The organism is Bradyrhizobium arachidis, assembly GCF_015291705.1.
Lineage (GTDB): Bacteria > Pseudomonadota > Alphaproteobacteria > Rhizobiales > Xanthobacteraceae > Bradyrhizobium > Bradyrhizobium arachidis.
The window spans coordinates 8,350,539-8,369,170 of the sequence record NZ_CP030050.1 but is presented as its reverse complement, the minus strand read 5'-3'; the positions used below and the strand labels follow the sequence as shown (position 1 = coordinate 8,369,170).

General features: G+C 62.3%; 14 protein-coding genes and 4 pseudogenes. 11 read left to right on the top strand and 7 right to left on the bottom strand.

Annotated features, from left to right (window positions below; translation table 11 throughout):
• The first annotated feature begins 188 nt into the window (after positions 1-188).
• From WN72_RS39490 to WN72_RS39475, 3 genes and pseudogenes are all read left to right on the top strand, one after another.
• Positions 189-1,739, top strand: a complete 1,551-nt coding sequence (locus tag WN72_RS39490) for a hypothetical protein (RefSeq protein WP_092220489.1) — start codon at positions 189-191, stop codon at positions 1,737-1,739.
• On the top strand, positions 1,736-2,638 hold the full coding sequence (locus WN72_RS39485) for a terpene synthase family protein (RefSeq protein WP_092220491.1): 903 nt from the start codon (positions 1,736-1,738) through the stop codon (positions 2,636-2,638). Before WN72_RS39490 ends, WN72_RS39485 begins: the two co-directional genes overlap by 4 nt.
• Positions 2,639-2,701: 63 nt before the next feature.
• Positions 2,702-3,496, top strand: a pseudogene (locus tag WN72_RS39475) (integrase arm-type DNA-binding domain-containing protein); the annotation flags it as partial.
• Between the two features lie 293 nt (positions 3,497-3,789).
• Here WN72_RS39475 and WN72_RS39470 read toward each other — a convergent pair.
• The 3 genes from WN72_RS39470 to WN72_RS39460 all read right to left on the bottom strand — a co-directional run bounded on the left by WN72_RS39470 (position 3,790) and on the right by WN72_RS39460 (position 5,443).
• Positions 3,790-3,969, bottom strand: coding sequence for a hypothetical protein (locus WN72_RS39470; RefSeq protein ID WP_143130849.1), 180 nt, complete (start codon positions 3,967-3,969; stop codon positions 3,790-3,792).
• Positions 3,970-3,993: 24 nt separating this feature from the next.
• Entirely contained in the window at positions 3,994-5,112 is a 1,119-nt protein-coding gene (locus WN72_RS39465) for an IS630 family transposase (RefSeq protein ID WP_194394074.1), read from the bottom strand.
• 91 nt (positions 5,113-5,203) lie between these two features.
• Positions 5,204-5,443: a hypothetical protein gene (locus WN72_RS39460; RefSeq protein ID WP_143130773.1), complete on the bottom strand. Its 240-nt coding sequence runs from the start codon at positions 5,441-5,443 to the stop codon at positions 5,204-5,206.
• A 412-nt stretch (positions 5,444-5,855) separates the two neighbouring features.
• Here WN72_RS39460 and WN72_RS39455 point away from each other — a divergent pair, with 412 nt between their 5' ends.
• Entirely contained in the window at positions 5,856-6,167 is a 312-nt protein-coding gene (locus tag WN72_RS39455; protein WP_092218467.1) for a hypothetical protein, read from the top strand.
• Between the two features lie 272 nt (positions 6,168-6,439).
• Here the strand turns inward: WN72_RS39455 and WN72_RS47315 are convergent, their stop codons facing one another.
• Positions 6,440-7,249: an effector protein NopP gene (locus WN72_RS47315; RefSeq protein WP_283807159.1), complete on the bottom strand. Its 810-nt coding sequence runs from the start codon at positions 7,247-7,249 to the stop codon at positions 6,440-6,442.
• Positions 7,250-8,353: 1,104 nt separating this feature from the next.
• Complete coding sequence (locus tag WN72_RS39445) at positions 8,354-9,250, bottom strand: LysR substrate-binding domain-containing protein (RefSeq protein ID WP_092218465.1); 897 nt, start codon at positions 9,248-9,250, stop codon at positions 8,354-8,356.
• 110 nt (positions 9,251-9,360) lie between these two features.
• Between WN72_RS39445 and WN72_RS39440 the strand changes: the two genes are divergently transcribed.
• The 6 genes and pseudogenes from WN72_RS39440 to WN72_RS39415 form a co-directional block, all read left to right on the top strand.
• A complete protein-coding gene (locus WN72_RS39440; protein ID WP_092218464.1) occupies positions 9,361-10,110 on the top strand; it encodes an SDR family NAD(P)-dependent oxidoreductase in 750 nt (249 codons plus the stop codon).
• Between the two features lie 24 nt (positions 10,111-10,134).
• Positions 10,135-10,974 (top strand): transketolase, encoded by an 840-nt coding sequence (locus WN72_RS39435; RefSeq protein WP_092218463.1) that lies wholly within the window; start codon positions 10,135-10,137, stop codon positions 10,972-10,974.
• Entirely contained in the window at positions 10,971-11,981 is a 1,011-nt protein-coding gene (locus WN72_RS39430) for a transketolase family protein (protein WP_194482957.1), read from the top strand. Before WN72_RS39435 ends, WN72_RS39430 begins: the two co-directional genes overlap by 4 nt.
• A 180-nt stretch (positions 11,982-12,161) precedes the next feature.
• A pseudogene (locus tag WN72_RS39425) lies at positions 12,162-12,960 on the top strand (TRAP transporter substrate-binding protein); the annotation flags it as partial.
• A pseudogene (locus tag WN72_RS39420) lies at positions 12,960-14,157 on the top strand (TRAP transporter large permease); the annotation flags it as partial. The pseudogenes WN72_RS39425 and WN72_RS39420, both read left to right, overlap by 1 nt.
• A pseudogene (locus WN72_RS39415) lies at positions 14,153-14,684 on the top strand (aldehyde dehydrogenase family protein); the annotation flags it as partial. The pseudogenes WN72_RS39420 and WN72_RS39415, both read left to right, overlap by 5 nt.
• A gap of 822 nt (positions 14,685-15,506) precedes the next feature.
• Here the strand turns inward: WN72_RS39415 and prpB are convergent.
• Both prpB and WN72_RS39405 read right to left on the bottom strand, forming a co-directional pair.
• Positions 15,507-16,427, bottom strand: coding sequence for a methylisocitrate lyase (gene prpB, locus WN72_RS39410; RefSeq protein ID WP_092218461.1), 921 nt, complete (start codon positions 16,425-16,427; stop codon positions 15,507-15,509).
• Positions 16,428-16,448: 21 nt separating this feature from the next.
• Positions 16,449-17,627, bottom strand: coding sequence for a 2-methylaconitate cis-trans isomerase PrpF family protein (locus WN72_RS39405; RefSeq protein ID WP_092218460.1), 1,179 nt, complete (start codon positions 17,625-17,627; stop codon positions 16,449-16,451).
• A gap of 249 nt (positions 17,628-17,876) precedes the next feature.
• Between WN72_RS39405 and WN72_RS39400 the strand changes: the two genes are divergently transcribed.
• On the top strand, positions 17,877-18,581 hold the full coding sequence (locus WN72_RS39400) for a GntR family transcriptional regulator (protein ID WP_051377652.1): 705 nt from the start codon (positions 17,877-17,879) through the stop codon (positions 18,579-18,581).
• The last annotated feature ends 51 nt before the right edge of the window (positions 18,582-18,632 follow it).

The following is an 18,632-nucleotide window of genomic DNA, read 5'->3' as shown; positions in this document are numbered from 1 at the left end:
GCCCGCCCCGGCGCACGCGGCGCCCCGCGCGCAAGCCTACGCGGCGGACCGGCGCGAGCATCGGGGACCTCGCCACGCCGGAGCAGGGCGGCCGTCCGGCGCTGCCTACGCGACGAGCATGCGGGCGACATGGGCTGCGTCTGCCCGATCCCGGTTCTCTTCAATCGTCTGCATAAGGAACATCCATCGTGAACGCGCTGTCCGAACAGATTCTTTCCGAATTGCGCGGCCTGCTGAGCGAAATGAGCGATGGCGGCAGCGTCGGTCCGTCCGTCTACGACACGGCGCGGGTGCTGCGCTTCCACGGCAACGTCACCGGTCGGCAGGACGCATACGCGTGGCTCATCGCGCAGCAACAGGCCGACGGCGGATGGGGAAGCGCGGACTTCCCGCTGTTCCGGCATGCGCCCACCTGGGCAGCGTTATTGGCATTGCAGCGCGCCGATCCTCTTCCCGGTGCTGCCGACGCTGTCGGGGCTGCAATCCGGTTCCTCCAGGTCCAACCCGATCCCTACGCGCATGCGGTGCCGGAAGACGCGCCGATCGGCGCGGAGTTGATCCTGCCGCAGTTTTGCGGTGAGGCCGCATCCTTGCTGGGTGACGCGGCGTTTCCGCGCCATCCAGCGCTGTTGCCGTTGCGACAAGCGTGCCTGGACAAGCTGCGGGCATTGGCGATGTTGCCGAGCGGTCATCCGTTGCTGCACTCCTGGGAAGCCTGGGGGACGTCGCCGACGACCGCATACCCGGATGACGAGGGCAGCATCGGCATCAGTCCGGCGGCCACCGCCGCGTGGCGTGCGTACGCCGTGACGCGGGGAAGCACGCCACAGGTCGGGCGCGCGGATGCGTATCTCCAGATGGCATCGCGGGCGACGCGCAGCGGCATCGAAGGCGTCGTTCCCAACGTGTGGCCGATCAATGTGTTCGAGCCATGCTGGTCGCTGTACACCCTTCATCTGGCCGGGCTGTTCGCGCATCCCGCGCTCGCCGAGCCGGTCCGCGTGATTGTCACGCAGCTCGACGCCCGCCTGAGCGTGCGCGGTCTGGGTCCGGCCTTGCATTTCGCGGCTGATGCGGACGACACGGCCGTTGCGTTATGCGTCTTGCACCTTGCAGGCCGCGACGCGGCGGTCAATGCGTTGCGCCATTTTGAAATCGGCGAGCTGTTCGTCACCTTCCCCGGCGAGCGCAATGCCTCGGTGTCGACCAACATCCACGCCCTGCATGCGTTGCGACTGTTGGGAAAGCCGGCCGCCGGCACCAGCGCCTACGTCGAGGCCAATCGCAACCCGCACGGTCTATGGGACAACGAAAAATGGCACGTTTCGTGGCTGTATCCCACCGCGCATGCGGTCGCTGCGCTGGCGCAAGGCAAGCCCCAGTGGCGGGACGAGCGCGCGCTGGCGGCGCTGCTGCAGGCGCAGCGCGGCGACGGCGGCTGGGGCGCCGGTCGCGCGTCCACATTCGAGGAAACCGCCTATGCGTTGTTCGCATTACGCGTGATGGACGAGAGAGAAAACACCACAGGGCGCCGGCGCATCGCACAGGTGGTGGCGCGTGCGCTAGAGTGGATGCTCGCCCGCCATGCGGCGCATGCACTGCCGAAAACGCCATTGTGGATCGGCAAGGAACTGTATTGCCCCACTCGGGTCGTGCGCGTGGCCGAACTCGCCGGCTTGTGGCTGGCGCTTCGTTGGGGGCGGCCCGTCCTGACCGAAAGAGCAGGAGCGACCCCATGATCCCGGCAGAACGCGCGCTGCATCAGGTGCTGGAGTGGGGGCGTTCCCTGACCGGGTTCGCTGACGAGCATGCCGTGGAAGCGGTCAGCGGTGGCCAGTACATTCTGCAGCGTATCCGCTCGAGCCTGCGTGACATCAGCGCCCGCACCGGTCGCGATCCGCAGGACGAAACACTTATCGTGGCGTTCTATCGCGAACTGGCGCTGCTGTTCTGGCTCGACGATTGCAACGACCTTGGCCTGATCGTGCCGGAGCAGCTCGCCGCGGTGGAGCTGGCGCTGGGGCAGGGCGAGCCGTGCGCGCTCCCCGGATTCGAGGGCTGCGCTGTGCTGCGCGCTTCGCTGGCCGCGCTAGCCTACGATCATCGCGACTATGCTCAGCTTCTCGCCGATACTAGGCGCTACTGCGCGGCGCTCCGCGCCGGACACGCGCGGGCGGCAGGGCCGGAACGCTGGTCCTACGCCGAGTACCTGCATAACGGCATCGATTCGATAGCCTACGCCAACGTGTTCTGTTGCCTGTCGTTGCTGTGGGGGCTGGACATGGCGACCTTGCGCGCGCGTCCGGCGTTTCGCCAGGTCCTGCGACTCATCTCTGTGATAGGGCGCCTGCAGAACGATCTGCACGGACGCGACAAGGACACGTTGGCCGGCGAGGCCGACAACGCGGCGATCCTGCTGCTTCAGCGCTATCCAGCTATGCCTGCGGTGGAGTTCCTCAACGACGAGCTGGCCGGCTATACGCGCATGCTGTACCGGGTGACGGCGGAAGAGTGCTTTCCGGCGCCGTGGGGATCGTTAATCGAGGCCATGGCGGCCATGTCCACGCGGTACTACCAGACCTCGGCCACCCGCTACCGAAGCGACCCTCAGGGGCGAGACCAGCGTTCGCCGGCCTGAAGTCGCAGGAGGCGCGCCGTGCGCGCGCTGCCGCGGTCCGGTCCGACGCAACGCCGTGGCCCGATGCGACGGATCGGAGCGAGCATGAGCAATACCGCTCTGTGCCGGCGCAAGGACGACGATCTGGAGATCGTGTTGGATCCGCGACACGACGTGACCTTTGCTGGTTTCGGTCTGCGCATCTTCACTTCCGGCCAAGCGTAGCTGCGTCATCCAATACAGATTACTAGGCCGCTCGCGCCGCTATACCATTGGCTTGCATGGCGTCTGGACCGGCCAAAAGCCGAGGCAGGAGGCGAAGGTCCAATTGGGGCGTATCGCACAGAGCGACAATCCCGCGGAGGAACGCCAGCTCTCGCAAGGCGATCACCGTCAAGGAGCTCTGCGCTCTTTACCTCAACTATCTGAACGCCGGCCCTATCCTAGGAAAGGGTGGACGGCCGAAGAAGCCCAGTACCATCATCACCGATACCCGCCGCATTCGAGCGCCATATCATCCCGCTTCTTAGCAAGCGGCGCGTGAGACAAACCAAGCAGACATCAAAGGTACTGAAGGATATCATGGCCGGCAAGACGCGAGCCTCGGTCAAGACAAAAAAGCTACGCGGGAAAGTCATTGTTCGCAGTGGCAACGCGGACGGCCGGGCTTCTTGGCGGCATTCTCACGTACGCCGTCGAGGCGGGAATCATCGCCATCAATCCCTGGTCTGAGAAAAGCGGACAACGTGCGGAGCCGCCGGCTCAGAGAAGCCGAAATATCGGATAATTGGCGAGATACTGCGAAATAGCAGCAAGAAGGACGGGAAGTACGTCACGACGGCCGACATCATCCGCCAGATAACCGGCTGCCGGAGGAGCTAGGTGATCGGTCTGATGTGGACCGAGGCCGATAGACGGCTAAGGCGGCGACCTTAGAGTCCCCCTTCGATCACACGGAAACGAGGGCGCCCATTTTTGTACGGCGAAACGGCACCGGCGTGCGTTGTATCGGTCACGCTGAGCGCGCCTGCAATTTGGGCAGACAAAAAGGTGGGCAATTATCGATTCCGGAGTGTCTCGCACCAACTCCGACCGAAACCATCTCATGGTGATCCGACAATTCGGACAGCCCGGGAGTTCGAGGTGCCCGAGCGCGTTCTCTCCCGCGCGTACTACACGCGGAAAATGCCCCAGCGGGACACTCGGGTAAAGAGCAGACAGCGCCTGCAGACGGGCTCGATTGATAAAAAATGATCGCGGCCCTTCTTGGCTCCGCGGTTCTCCGAGGCAGACAGCGCCTCGTCGATCGAATTGCTGACGTGGTCGCCCTCGAACATGACGTTCGATGACATGACGTCCTCGCTGACCAGGCGCTGCTAGTGTCCTGAACCAGAAGTTCGCAACATCGCCTCGTGTTGTACCGGGGCATTGTAACGGCAGAAGCGTTCGATGGAAGCAAGGATGTCATCGGCTGACTTTGTCCATCGGAACGGCTTGGGATCTGCGTTATGTCGTTCGATGAACGAGGCGATGTCCGCCCGAAGGGCGGCTACGCTCCGATAGACACCGCGCCTGATCTTCTTATCGGTAAGAAGCGCGAAGAAGCGCTCGACCTGATTGAGCCATGACGAACTGGTCGGGGTCAGGTGCACATGCCAACGCGGCCGTTTAGCCAGCCATTTCCGGATCAGCGGGGTCTTGTGGGTAGCGTAGTTATCCATGACGAGATGGACGTCGAGTTGGCGCGGCACAGCGGCCTCGATCTCGTCCAAGAACTTGCGGAACTCGGCGGCACGGTGCCGTCCGTAGCACTTGCCAATAACCCGTCCGGTCGCAATGTCGAGGGCGGCGAACAGCGATGTGGTGCCGTGCCTTTTGCAATCGTGGCTCCTTCGGGCCGGCTGGCCGGGACGCATCGGCAACATCGGCTGACTGCGGTCCAGCGCCTGGATTTGCGACTTTTCGTCTACACACAGAACGATGGCGTGTGCCGGCGGCGAGACGTAAAGGCCGACGACGTCGCGTACCTTGGCCACGAAGTTCGGATCGGTCGAGAGCTTGAATGTCTCCAGCCGGTGCGGCTGGAGCCCGAAGGCCCGCCAGATACGTTGCACCGTCGACACCGAAAGGCCGCTGGCCTTTGCCATGCCGCGGGAACTCCAATGAGTGGCATTCTCTGGGCAGCTTTCCAGCGTCCTCACGATCACGGCTTCGATGCGACCATCGTCAATGGTGCGCGGCGCCCCCGAGCGCGGCTCATCGTGCAGCCCGGCCACGCGCTGCTCCACAAACCGCCGCCGCCATTTGCCTACCGTTCCCCGCTCTAGGCCCAGCTTGGCCGCCACTTCCTTGTTCTGACCGCCTTCCGCGCAGGTCAGCACGATCCGGGCTCTCAGAGCCAGCGCCTGCGCCGTCTTTCGCCGCATTGTCAGCGACTGAAGCTCAGCACGCTCATCATCGCTCAATATCAAGGGGACAAGTCGCTGGGCCGCCATCATATCCTCCGTCGCTGTTGAAGCCGCCATCTCTGGCACAGCGACGCGAACCTAACGCGAATCTACGATTGCGAACTTGTGACTCGGGACACTAGAGCCGAAAGGTCAGCCCCTTGCACTTCTTCCCCAGGTTGTCCTTGGCCTGGAGCAAGAACCGCCGCTCGTCGTCATCGAGATCTTCAATCACGGCAAACGCAGCTCGAGCTGCAGCCACGAACGCAACCGACCCGGCGAACCGGTTCAGGGCGCTCCGTTTGCTCCCACCTCCAGCTTTGTTGAGGTGCGTCACGGCGACTACGGCGATGCCCAGGCGGTTAGCCATGTCGGCCAACGAGCCAACGGCTCCAGGACTTCCCGGGTCTCGACGTTGCCGTTGCCATCGCTGCCGCCCATATACGCCGAGATCGGATCGACGATGATCACACTGACAGCGCTTGGCTGCGCAGAAAACCAGCGCCCACCGAGTCATGTGCGCCGACTTTAGTCATGACAGCGCTGCTAACGTCGCGGCTGCGTCGGTTGACTCCGTATGGGTGTCTGCAACACGACCGACGGCTTTGGTGAGATTTAGCCTGTTTGGATTCTTCGACGATTTCGGGCGCCTTCAATTTTCCCGTTCAAAGGATTGGCATGGCGGCCCTCACGCTCGATCTGAAGTTACGTGTAGTGCCTGCGGACGGTCAAACATTCATAGCCTTCCCCCGTAAGGGCTACGGGCCCCTCATATTTGCTCGGGGCCAACATTGTCATCGCAAGAAATTTACACGCCTTCGGTTGCTGCAGCCGATCGGGATCTGATCTTCGTAGTAATCGAGCGCCACCGCGAGCTGTCCGCGCACTACGATGCGGCGGCGTCGCTTTCGGCTGATGGTGCCGAATTTGCTGCCGCCGACGAAGTCACCGGCCAAACGAACCTGGCTCTCACGGAGCATGCAAATGTGCTCATTCGGTCGAAGCCAGCCACGATCACGGGCGTGATCGCTCTGACCAGATACGTCGCCGGACTGCGGGAATGGGAGCTGCCCGATGATGATGCGTGGTACCCGCAATTCTGATGGCGCGGACGCAATGACGCTCGCGCATGCCATAGGCAATCCGCTTCTCCCGCCCGGGCCAAAGTCGAAAACCCCGGTTGGAAGCCGGGATTTTCTTTTTTGCTGTTACAGGCACCAACTCTCCTAAACCGCCGCGGTGCGGTCAGTAGCGCACCTCCGGATTGAGCCGAATTTGACTTCGGCTTCGTTCCGTCCAACGCTCGATCGTAAGCCGCAGGTGTCGGTTGGTCTGCGCTCCTGCTCCACCTCAATCGATTGGTGGAGATCTCACGTCACATAAAGTCTCCATCCGAATCGGACTCTGGTGAAGGTTCATCATCACTCGGCGTTTTGATTTTGGAGAGATACATCGGAGAATTGGTTGCACGTTGCCATTCACCATCCCTGTATCTCCACTGTCTGGACTGGGTGGGATCGAGTACCATATCATTGTGATCTACATGAACGAAGCCCATTTGTTCTGCACGGGCTCTCGCTTCATCATTGGCAGGACGCCAGTTCACCAGCGGCCGTTCGCCGTCTTGCTGTAGTTGGTGCTCAAGCAGAATATCGCCGGCGTTGCCGACGAGCGGATGAGCAACCTGAAAATCCACGATTGATGTGACGTCAGTTCGTCCGGGGAACTGTTCTCCCCACCGTTGGCTGGTGAACTCAGCCGCCATAGGAAATCCGGCTTCCGTTCGTTGGAGGCCGACGCTCCTATTTCCCAGTTGGTAGCTGTAATATCGCGCGGCATCAGAATCCCTTCGGATCGCGTAACTGCTAGCGACATCCGCGGTGCGCCTGGCTCTTTCGGATACAAATTCTGAGTATTCCTGCGGATTGTTGGCGATATGATTGATCTCGTCACCATGAAAACTCCTCACCCGTTCCCGGAATTCGGCTTGGTCGATCTCAACAACGGGAGATCTTGAAGTGAGGTAATAACTCGGCTGCGAGGATGAGCTGGCACCCGAATCCTGCAATCCCATTCTACCGAACGCGTCCGCGAAATAGTCAGCATTCCTGTGCTCCGGGGAGCTCGCGTAATGATACTCATCAGCGGATGGAGCATCCGACCAATTGTTAATTCGACCGCCCATGGCGACCACACTCCTATGGCTGTTGCATTGTGTTCAGGTCATTAGACCTGACGCCGCCGATAAGCAGCTTAGCTGTCCGTAAGCTGACGCCGACAATAAACGGCAGGCAAAATTCTCTGATCGGCTTTGTAGCAACCGGCTTGCAGGACGCCGGCGAAGACCGCCAGATGCATCTGGGGATGTTCGCTTCGTGGGTCGCTCGAGGCCTAATCACCGCTGCCGGCGGCGGGAACCCGGCGAAGGGCCGGTCGTCGCGCTTATGTAAATCTCACATAAGCGGGATTAGGCACACCCCCGTGATTGTGCGCAGCTCGCAGGAAAAGGAGCCTGTATCTATGGGATTCTCGGACGACGTCCGGCTGGCGAATTGAGCATGATTTCGGTCTTTCCTATGGAGCCTAATCAGCTCGATAGGAGATCAGCATGCAAACCGCCACGGCCGCGTGCTTGGGGAGGAGGAGTATTCTTCAACGTTTCGCAATACCAGGAACACTTGCGGCCAGGGCGATATGCGCCGAACACTCAGTGCGACTACCCGCCTCGCCGGTTTCCTTTGGCGAACGCCACCGCGCCGTGCTCCCGCTCGCGCCTTCGTCATCGGAGTACGCTCGCTGGGCTCACTCCAAAAGCTCGGCAGCCCGCCATTGTGAAGCGCGCCCTCAATACAGACGACCTTGTCCATTCCCAATTCCTGTTTCGGCAGATGGTCGCGGCCCCGCTCCTCCTTCAGCACGCGCATAGTAGTTCCTCAGCGCCCCTCCGACGAACAGCGCTCGCTCAGCCTCAATCTTCCACACATCGATCCAGCTATTCGATACCTGCTGCATTGAGCTGCTCCGCGATGCTTTGAAACGACGTCTCAGAGCTAGCGCCCTCGCGGCGCTCGCTACCAATCGTACGATTTTGCACGCCAATCTACGATCTTCCGCCACCCCGATGGTGGCACCTCGGATAATGGGCACGACTGATACGATTGTGAGGATTTATGGAGGCCCGTTTGCTTGGGCGCCGACTTCGATGCGCTGAAGACGCGACCATCGGAGCTCGAGACGCAAAACAGCCGCACGCTTGGTTGGTTGCGGGCTGCTCGGCTTGACTTCGATATTAGAGCGAGGAACCCACGGTCGCGCCAGCGAGTTGCGCCACGAGCCAATCCGCGAAGGCTCGTACCGCAGATCTCTGTCGGCTGGCGCGCGGGTAGATCAGACGATGGCCGACGTAGCGGATATCGTTGGCTCGCGCTGCGAGCGGCGCAACTAGTCGCCCGCTCGCCAGTTCGCGTTCGGCCAGGAGCGTTGATTCCAACGCTACTCCCAATCCCTCCGCAGCCGTTGCGATTGCAAGAAAGCTGCGATCGAACCTCATCCCGTGGAGCGCAGGTGCTTCCAATCCGTTCGCAGTGAACCATTGGTGCCACTGAACCTGCTTCACGTCGGAACGGATAAGGGTTCGATCGAGGAGATCGGCAGCATTCCTGATTGACTTTGCAAGCGCCGGGGAGCAGAGCGGGGTGACCGTCTCCTCGGGGAGAGGAACAATTTCGACGCCCTCAGCACGCGGCGGACCATAGACAATGTCGATATCAAAATCGTCATTGCTGAAACGCACGTAGTCCGTGTTTGCAGCCAGTCGAACCTCGAGCTTCGGATAGGCGGCGAGAAATTGTGCAAGCCGCGGTGCCAACCATTGCGCGGCAAAGCTCGGAGCTGAGTGGACGCGCACCAGTTGCGGTCCGCGCGCGGCGACTTCCTCGAGACCGCGGCGGAGTTGGTCGAAAGCCGCTCCGGTGTGGCGCATCAGATTCTCGCCGGCTGGCGTGAGCCGCACGGATCGCGCGCTGCGCTCAAACAATACGGTCCGAAGCGTGTCCTCCAACTTGCGGATGGCATGACTGACTGCACTCGGTGTCAAGTGAAGTTCATTCGCCGCATCGCGAAACGATCCCGTGCGAGCAGCGGCTTCAAACGCGCGAATTGCCGATATCGGGACATTCGACAGCATTCCATAAGTGAACCAAATTCATCGATCCGTGACAACTGTGCGTTTGTCTGTTGCGTGTCCGCGGGGCATTCCTAGCCTTGCCAAGGAAAAACAATCTACGGGAGGGACTGATGCTGCTCAGCGCTAAGACGGCCATCATTTCGGGCGCGGCATCGCCGCACGGCATCGGGCTGGCCACGGCACGGCGGTTCGCCGCCGAGGGCGCTCGGGTCGCCATTCTCGACATTGACGCGAGCACGGCGGCGGACGCCGCGGCATCGCTTGGCAGGTCCCACATTGGGCTGCGATGCGACGTCGCCGACAAATCATCCTGCGAGCAGGCCGTCGCTCGCGTGATCGAATCCTTCGGAAGCATCGATATTCTCATCAACAACGCCGGCATCACCCAGCCGGTGAAGTTCCTGGATATCTCGCCGGCTGATTGGGATCGCATCCAGGACGTCAATCTGAAGGGCATTCTGTTCCTCTCCCAAGCGGTGATCCCGCACATGCGCGCGCGCAAGTCCGGATCGATCGCCTGCATGTCCTCGGTTTCGGCCCAGCGCGGCGGCGGAATCTTTGGCGGCCCGCATTATTCGGCGGCCAAGGCTGGCGTGCTCGGTCTCGCCAAGGCGATGGCCCGTGAGTTCGGTCCGGACGGCATCCGCGTCAATTGCGTGACGCCCGGTCTGATCGGCACCGACATCACCGCGGGCAAGCTGACCGACGAGATGAGGGCGAAGATCCTGGAAGGCATTCCGCTCAATCGTCTTGGCACGGCGGACGACGTCGCCGGCATCTACACCTTCCTGGCCTCGGATCTCTCCGCCTACGTGACTGGTGCCGTGATCGACGTCAACGGCGGCATGCTGATCCACTGAGCCGGCAAGACGAGGTCCAGATTGATGGAAACGCTGACCAACACGCCCAAGCTGGCGGACCGCGCCTACAACATTCGCCGCAATGCGCTGCGCATGGGCGAGGTCCAGGGCCAGGGCTATATCGCCCAGGCGCTGGACATCTCGGACGTCCTCGCCGTGGCCTATTTTCACGCGATGTGCTACCGGCCTGAAGATCCGTCATGGGAGGGGCGGGACCGCTTCCTGCTCTCCAACGGGCACTACGCCATCGCGCTCTACGCGGCCTTGATCGAGGCGGGCATCGTCCCCGAGGAAGAACTCGAAACCTATGGCAGCGACGAGAGCCGCCTGCCGATGTCGGGCATGGCCTCCTACACGCCCGGAATGGAAATGTCGGGCGGCTCGCTCGGGCTTGGGCTCAGCATCGCCGTCGGCATGGGCCTCGGGCTCAAGCGCAAGAAGTCCGAGGCGCGGGTGTACACGTTGTTCTCGGACGGCGAGCTCGACGAGGGCTCGGTCTGGGAAGCCATCCAGTCGGCGGGCCATTACAAGCTCGACAATCTGATCGGCATCGTCGACGTCAACAATCAGCAGGCGGACGGTCCTTCGACGCACGTGATGGCCTTCGAGCCGCTGGTCGAGAAGCTTCAGGCTTTCGGCTGGTTCGTGCAGCGGATCGACGGCAATGATCTCGATGCCGTGGTTGCCGCGTTCGATGCCGCCAAGTCTCATCCTGCGCCGAAGCCGGGGATGATTATCGCCGACACGCTGATGGGCAAGGGCGTTCCCTTCCTGGAGCAGCGCGAGAAGAACCATTTCATGCGCGTCGAGCAGCACGAATGGCAGCTCGCGCTGGCCGCGCTGGAAGCCGGGAGGCAGGCATGAAGACCGTCAGATCAGCGCCCCAACCGGGCAAGCCGCGCCTGACCACCTCAGCCATGATCGCCTCGATCGCGGTCGAGGGACAGAAAGCGAAGCCGACGCCGTTTGGACACGCGCTCGTCGAGCTCGCGCGCAGCCGCCCCGATGTGGTCGGCATGACGGCCGATCTCGGCAAATACACTGACCTGCACATCTTTGCGAAGGAATTTCCGGACCGCTATTACCAGATGGGCATGGCGGAGCAGCTGCTGTTCGGCGCGGCCTCAGGCCTTGCCGCCGAAGGCTTCATGCCATTCGCAACCACCTACGCGGTGTTTGCATCGCGGCGCGCTTACGACTTCATCCACCAGACCATCGCGGAGGAAGACCGCAACGTGAAGATCGTCTGCGCATTGCCCGGGCTGACCTCGGGCTACGGACCGAGCCATCAGGCCGCGGAGGATCTCGCGCTGTTTCGCGCCATGCCGAACATGACCGTCATCGACCCCTGCGATGCGCATGAAATCGAGCAACTGGTGCCCGCGATCGCGGCGCATCAGGGGCCGGTCTACATGCGTCTGCTGCGTGGCCAGGTGCCGGTCGTGCTGGACGAATACGACTACAAGTTCGAGCTCGGCAAAGCCAAGTTGATCAGTGACGGGAAGGACGTTCTGATCATCTCATCCGGCATCATGACCATGCGTGCGCTCGAGGCATTGCAAACTCTGAAGAACGACCGTGTCGATGCTGCGGTGCTCCACGTTCCGACCATCAAGCCGCTCGACGCCGAGACGATACTGCGTGAAGCCGGCAAGTCAGGCCGCCTGGTCGTCGTTGCCGAAAACCACACGACGATTGGCGGTCTCGGCGAGGCGGTCGCCGTTCTCCTGATGCGTTCAGGCGTCCATCCGCCTTTCCGCCAGATTGCATTGCCGGACGAATTTCTTGACGCCGGCGCACTTCCGACGCTGCACGACCGCTACGGCATTTCCAGCGCCGAAGTCGCAAGGCAGATCAAGCAGTGGCTTTAGCGCACCGGCACTAACCGTCAGTCAGGCCAAATCCGAGTGAAGAGTTCCGCCCGCTGCATGTTGCGGCGGACGAGCGATGGCTGTTGCGCGAATGCGGGCGGTCGAAGAGCCCGGACAGCTGAAAACCAGCGCCGGCTCATGCAGCCGGCACAACGTCAATACAGGATCAGGAGGAAAAACATGACTGTCTCGAAGCCCGGACGCATCAGCCGCCGTTCGATGTTGCTCGCGGCCAGTGCCGTACCTCTCTGCGGGATTCTGACCCGCCCGATATCTGCCGCCGAGTTCGTCTACAAGTTCGCGACCGGACAGGATCCCACTCATCCGGTGAATATAAGGGCGCATCGACCGCATCCGCGAAGCGACCAGCGGCCGGCTGGAGATCAGACTGTTCCCGGCCAATCAGCTCGGCTCCGACACCGAGCTGCTGACCCAAGTTCGCAGCGGCGGCGTCGAGTTCTTCAACCAATCGTCCTCGATCCTCGCCACCCTGGTGCCAAGCGCCGGCATCGTGAACACCGGCTTCGCATTCACCGACTACGACAGCGTATGGAAGGCGATGGACGGCGACCTCGGCACCTACATCCGGGCGCAGATCGCCAAGACACCGATCATGGCGGTGTCGAAGGCCTGGGACAACGGCTTCCGACAGGTGACCTCGTCCGGTCGTGAGGTGCGGACGCCGGATGATCTGAAGAATTTCCAGATCCGCGTTCCGCCCGCGCCGCTGCTCACCTCGCTCTTTAAGGCGCTCGGCGCCGGGCCGACGCCGGTCAACTTCAACGAGGTCTATTCCGCGTTGCAGACCAAGGTTGTTGACGGGCAGGAGAATCCGTTGCCAATCATCCCGACCGCCCGTATCTATGAAGTGCAGAGCACCTGCAGCCTGACGGGGCACGTCTGGGACGGCTACTGGATCCTTGGCAACAAGCGCGCCTTCGAGCGCCTGCCGAAGGACGTGCAGGAGATCGTGACGCGGTCGCGTTCGCATTTGGTCTTGCGACGGTCGGCTATCTCGCCTTGACGACCAGCACGCCCGACGTGGTGATGATCGGACGGATGGACGAGGGCATGAGCCACCTGTTCCTGCTCGCCGTGCCGCTCTTCGTCTTTCTCGGCCTCCTGATCGAGATGACGGGCATGGCGCGCGCCATGGTTAGTTGCCTCCTGGGCCACGTGCGCGGCGGATTGCACTACGTGCTGGTCGGAGCGATGTATCTGGTCTCGGGCATTCCGGCTCCAAGGCAGCGGACATGGCTGCGGTGGCTCCTGTCCTGTTTCCCGAGATGCGGCAGCGCGGGGCCAAACCGGGAGACCTCGTTGCGCTTCTCGCGGCGACTGGCGCCCAGACCGAGACGATCCCGCCCTCGCTGGTCCCGATCACGATCGGCTCGGTGACGGGCGTGTCAATCTCGGCGCTGTTCACCGGCGGCTTGCTTCCCGGCGTGGTGCTCGCGGTCATGCTCGCGGCCGTGGTGTGGTGGCGATACCGCCGCGAGGACCTGTCTCACGTCAAGCGGGCGACGGGGCGGCAGATCGGCCACGCTTTTGTCATTGCGATACCAGCCATCGCGCTGCCATTCGTGATCCGGACCGCCGTCGTCGAAGGCGTCGCGACGGCAACGGAGGTCTCACCATCGGCATCCTGTACTCGGCCTGCGCGGGTCTCTTCATCTACCGCCAGTTCGACTGGCGCCGCATCTATCCGATGCTGGTCGAGACAGCCTCTCTGTCAGGGGCGATTCTGCTCATCATCGGAGCGGCGCCAGGCATGGCCTGGGCGCTGACCCAATCGGGATTTTCTGCCTCTCCGGCCAGGTTCATGACCACCCTTCCGGGCGGAGTTCCGGTCTTCCTTGTCGTGACGATCGTGACCTTCGTGATCCTGGGCAGTGTGCTGGAAGGGATTCCTGCCATCGTCCTGTTCGGTCCGCTCCTGTTCCCGATCGCGCGGCAGGTCGGGTTGCACGATGTCCACTACGCGATGGTCGTCGTTCTCGCCATGGGCATCGGACTGTTCGCGCCCCCGTTCGGTGTCGGCTATTACGCGGCCTGCGCCATCAGCCGCATCAATCCGGACGAAGGCATGAAGCCCATCGTGGGCTACATGGTCGCACTCCTGATCGGCACACTGATTGTTGCCGCCGTGCCCTGGCTGTCGATCGGCTTCCGTTGACAACACGGCCGCGCGCCAGCCGCTCGGCGTGGCTCGCCGGTATCACGCCCTTCAATTTCCCGGTCATGGTCCTGATGTGGATGTTTCCGGTCGCTCTCGCCTGCGGAAATGCGTTCATTCTGAAGCCTTCTGAGCGCGACCCTTCGGCGTCGCTCATCATGGCGGAGTGGTTGAAGGAAGCAGGTTTGCCGGACGGCGTGTTCAACGTGGTGCAAGGCGACAAGGAAGCGGTGGATGCGCTGCTGCATCACCCGGATATTTCGGCGATCAGCTTCGTGAGCTCCACGCCGATCGCGCAGTACATCTATTCGACGGCCGCGGACACCGGCAAGCGCTGCCAGGCGCTCGGTGGCGCCAAGAACCATATGATCGTGATGCCCGATGCCGACATGGATCAGGCGGTGGATGCGCTGATGGGGGCCGCCTACGGCTCCGCCGGCGAACGCTGCATGGCGATCTCGGTTGCTGTGCCCGTCGGCGAGGAGACTGCGGACAGGCTGATCTCCGTGATTCGACTGGGGCCAGGCGAAGGAAGCCTGATCCGATTTTGTAAAGTTCCTGGTCCGGCCTGCCGGACTGGCGATGTCCCGCTGGGACGGTGTTGTGGCGACCTCGTTCATTCGGCTGGTGGCGGCTTGACTGTACTCCGCTGCAGACGTTGAGGCGTCCGACCCGGACTCATCATGAGGCGCTGGGCGACCTCGGAAAGGACCATGACCCCAGCGAAGACATCAACCAGCCCGTACGATTCATGCCTGGCCAGCAGAGCATGTATCAGCCGCGCCCGCGCCGTCTCCGCAACCCCGACCAGCTCCGATGGCGCGGGCGCTACCACCGCGCCATGGGCGAGTTCAGAAATGCAAGCTTGACAACAAACCGCAATTAAAGGGCCGAATGACACCGCGTAGTGTCGACTGCCCGCGGGGCGGCAAATCTCTTCCTGCCGCATGGTTGTCGCGACACGGCGGCCTTTTTGGTTACCGGCGCCCGAAGCATCAGTACGAGACCAGCACGAGGGTGGCGACGAACATGCGCCACGGTTCGAGTTGTGGCGAATTCAGCCGCTTTAGTCGGATACTGGGGTTCGTGGCGCTTCAAAGTAGTCTTCAAGGCTATAAAACTTAGCGCGCTGCACCTCACAGAGTGCCTCATGCCAAAGATTGGATAAGATATCGCAGGTTCAGCTGGTGTGGGGAAAGGCGGTAGCGCTCCCCCGCTACCAAATCTACGATTTTGCACGCCAACCTACGATTTTCTGCGATCCCATACGCGCGTTGATCTTCGAATCAAGGCGAGCGTCATGGACTTTGCGATGGCCAGGCGGACGCGCTCGGCGCAGATCATCGCCGCTAGCGTTGAGGCATGCCGGCCGGAACGATCGTTTGAACGATCGATGAATCGAGAGCTTCGTAGTCGTGCAGAGCGATTGTCGCGTAGAGCTCAGCGCGCGTCTGCATCCGCTCGACCACCTTGTGCGTGCCGCCGTCACGCGCAATCGCCGCGTAAAGTTCGGCCTGCGCCTTGTTCGCCACGCGCAATGAAGAGACCGGCCAGATCACCATTGCGTAGCCCATGGCCTCGAACTCGGCGGCCGTGAAGAACGGCGTCTTTCCAAACTCCGTCATGTTCGCGAGCAGGGGGACGCCGGGCATGCGCTCCGCAAAGGCGCGGAACATCTCGGCGGTGTTGAGCGCTTCCGGAAAGATCGCATCGGCACCCGCTTCCACGTAGAGCTTTGCGCGGGCGACTGCCCCGTCGAGGCCTTCGCTTGCGGCGGCGTCGGTCCTGGCAATGATCACCAGATCGCGACGTGCTTTTGATGCAGCCGCAACCTTGGCCGCCATGTCGTGCGCGTCGGCGATCTTCTTGTCATTGAGATGGCCGCACTTCTTGGGCAGTATCTGATCTTCAAGGTGAAGCGCGCCAGCGCCGGCGTCCTCGAAGACGCGGGTTGCATGCATCACGTTCAAGGCCTCGCCATAGCCGGTGTCGGCGTCGACGAGGAGGGGCAATCCCGCCGCGCGGACGATCTGGCGGACGAAGAAGGCGACCTCATCCACGGTGATGATGCCGAGATCGGGCAGGCCCATCGACGCCGTCATCGCGGCGCCCGAAAGATAAAGCGCGTCGAAGCCGGCTGCTTTGGCCTGCAGCGCCGCCATGCCGTTGTGAGCACCCGGCAGCTGCAGGATGCCGGGCCGCTTCAACAGCTCGCGGAAGCGGCGGCCGGCGGATTCGCGGGGAAGGTCGGCGGCAACGAGATAGGTCATCTTAAGAGAGCTCCGGGATCGTTACGCGCTGCGTCGTGCCTGCGCGGTAGATTTCGCTGTTCGATAGAACACGCTTCCTTCGAACAGCCGTCTGGCGGTGCGGTACACCGCGCCATGAATGGCCCGCGCCTTTACGGGATCATCGGCATGTTCCACGGCTGCATCGACCACGGTCGTACCGGAGGGATGTGCGATGGTGATCGGGCCGTCGCCGGCACGGGCCATCCGGTTCGGAAGCGTGCGTTCGATGCGCACCGCAATGGCAAGGCAGGTGGCGCCTGTGATCGGGACCGCGCGGTGCGGCTGACCGATCGAAATCATCCTGATGCCCAGTGACATGTCGGAAGCCTCAAGCCGCCGACCGGACAACGTCGTCATCTGGCGCGGCGCGACGATCATCGCGACCTTGGGCACGCTTGGGATCTTGGCTGCTGCGGCGACATCAGGGGCAAGGCCCATCGCCACGGACGCCGCGCAGCGAATCGCCTCCATCCGTTCGAGAAACACCGGATCGCTTTCGAGAGCCTCGGGCATCTCGCTGCCGTCCTTGCCGACCGAACTCGCGGCGACGAAGACGCAAGGATTGGCGGCATCGACGAGTGACGCCTCGATCGAACCGAGACCGGGGATATCGAAATGATCGCAGGCGCGACCGGTCGGCAGCAGGCGCCCGGTTCGGGTGCCGCCCGGATCAACGAATTCGAGCCGGACCGGTGCTCCCTGTCCGCCGACGCCATCGATCGTCATCTCGCCGTCGGTCTCGACATCCCCGTCCGCCATTGGGAAACGTGCAACGATGATCTTGCCGGTGTTGGTGTTGTGAATGCGCACCAGGGCCTCGCCGTTCGCTGGCGCCTTCACCAGGCCTTCGCTGACGGCGAACGGGCCCATCGCCGAAGACATGTTGCCGCAATTTGCGCTGTAGTCGACGTCGGCGCTCTTCACGGAAATCTGCGCGAACGTATAGTCGATGTCGGCATCCGGCCGCGTCGGCGAGCCGACGACGCAAACCTTCGAAAGAGACGACAGCCCGCCGCCCATCCCGTCGAGTTGGCGGCCGTTGGGATCGGGCGATCCCATGATCGCCAGGAAGATCGGATCCCATTGTGCGGGATCCGCCGGCAGATCCTGTCTGTTGAACACGACGGCTTTCGACGTGCCCCCGCGCATGAAAGCGGCCTTAAGCTTGTTCTGCGGCATTAAACCTACCCTCTGCATACGTATGTATACTTTGGATACCACTGTATACATTCGTGGAGCGGACTGCTACCCTTATTCTATTCGGTGGACGCTGAGGGCCTCGTTCCAGACAGGCGGCGCTACGCCGAATATCTTGCGCCGTTCACGTGCCGTGTACGGTCGGATGAATCGGACGCAGATCATTGATGGACGGTTTGGCGCGTCTCGCTCGCATGAGCAGCTCACGCCGAATGAGATCAGGAAGACCTCATGAACGACGACATGGTGTTGCCGGACCGCACGAAGTTCGCATCTGCTGCCGACTATGCTTACGCGGCGCTACGGCGTGAGATCGTCGAAGGGCGCTTTGCTCCGGGGCGGCGCATGCGCGAAGTTGAATTGGCGGAACATCTCGGCATCAGCCGAACGCCAACCCGCCAGGCGCTGACGCGGCTCGAACTCGAGGGCCTGCTCGATCTTCGCCCGCGAACCGGGCTTGTCGTGTCCGTTCTCGACATGGATGCGGTCGAAGAGCTCTACGAGATGCGCGCGGCACTCGAAGGCACCGCGGCCGCGATGGCCGCAAAGCACGCGAGTCCGAAAGATTTTGCCGCGCTGGCCAGACTTGTCGCCGAAGGTGAAAAGCTCGATCGCGATCCGCTCAAGCTCTATCGGCACAACAGGGAATTGCACGACGCCATTCAGGTCGCTGCTCACAATCGCTATCTTGAAAAGAGCTTGTCGGCTCTGCAGGATGCGATCGCGCTTCTGGGGCCGACGACGTTGGCCGACAAGGGCCGCTTTGCGGTCGCTCAGGCCGAGCATGCAGCCATCGTGCAGGCGATTTCGCAGAGAGACGGCGAGAAGGCTGACCGCCTGGCGCGCACCCACGTTCTGAATGCGCTCGAGACCCGTCGAGCGATCCTGGCGAAAGAGCGTGAGCTGGAAGCGCGCCGCGAGCAGGACGGTGTCTGAACTGATCCGCGAGCGCTGCTGATCTTTTTGCTTCCAACGGCGCTTCGTTTA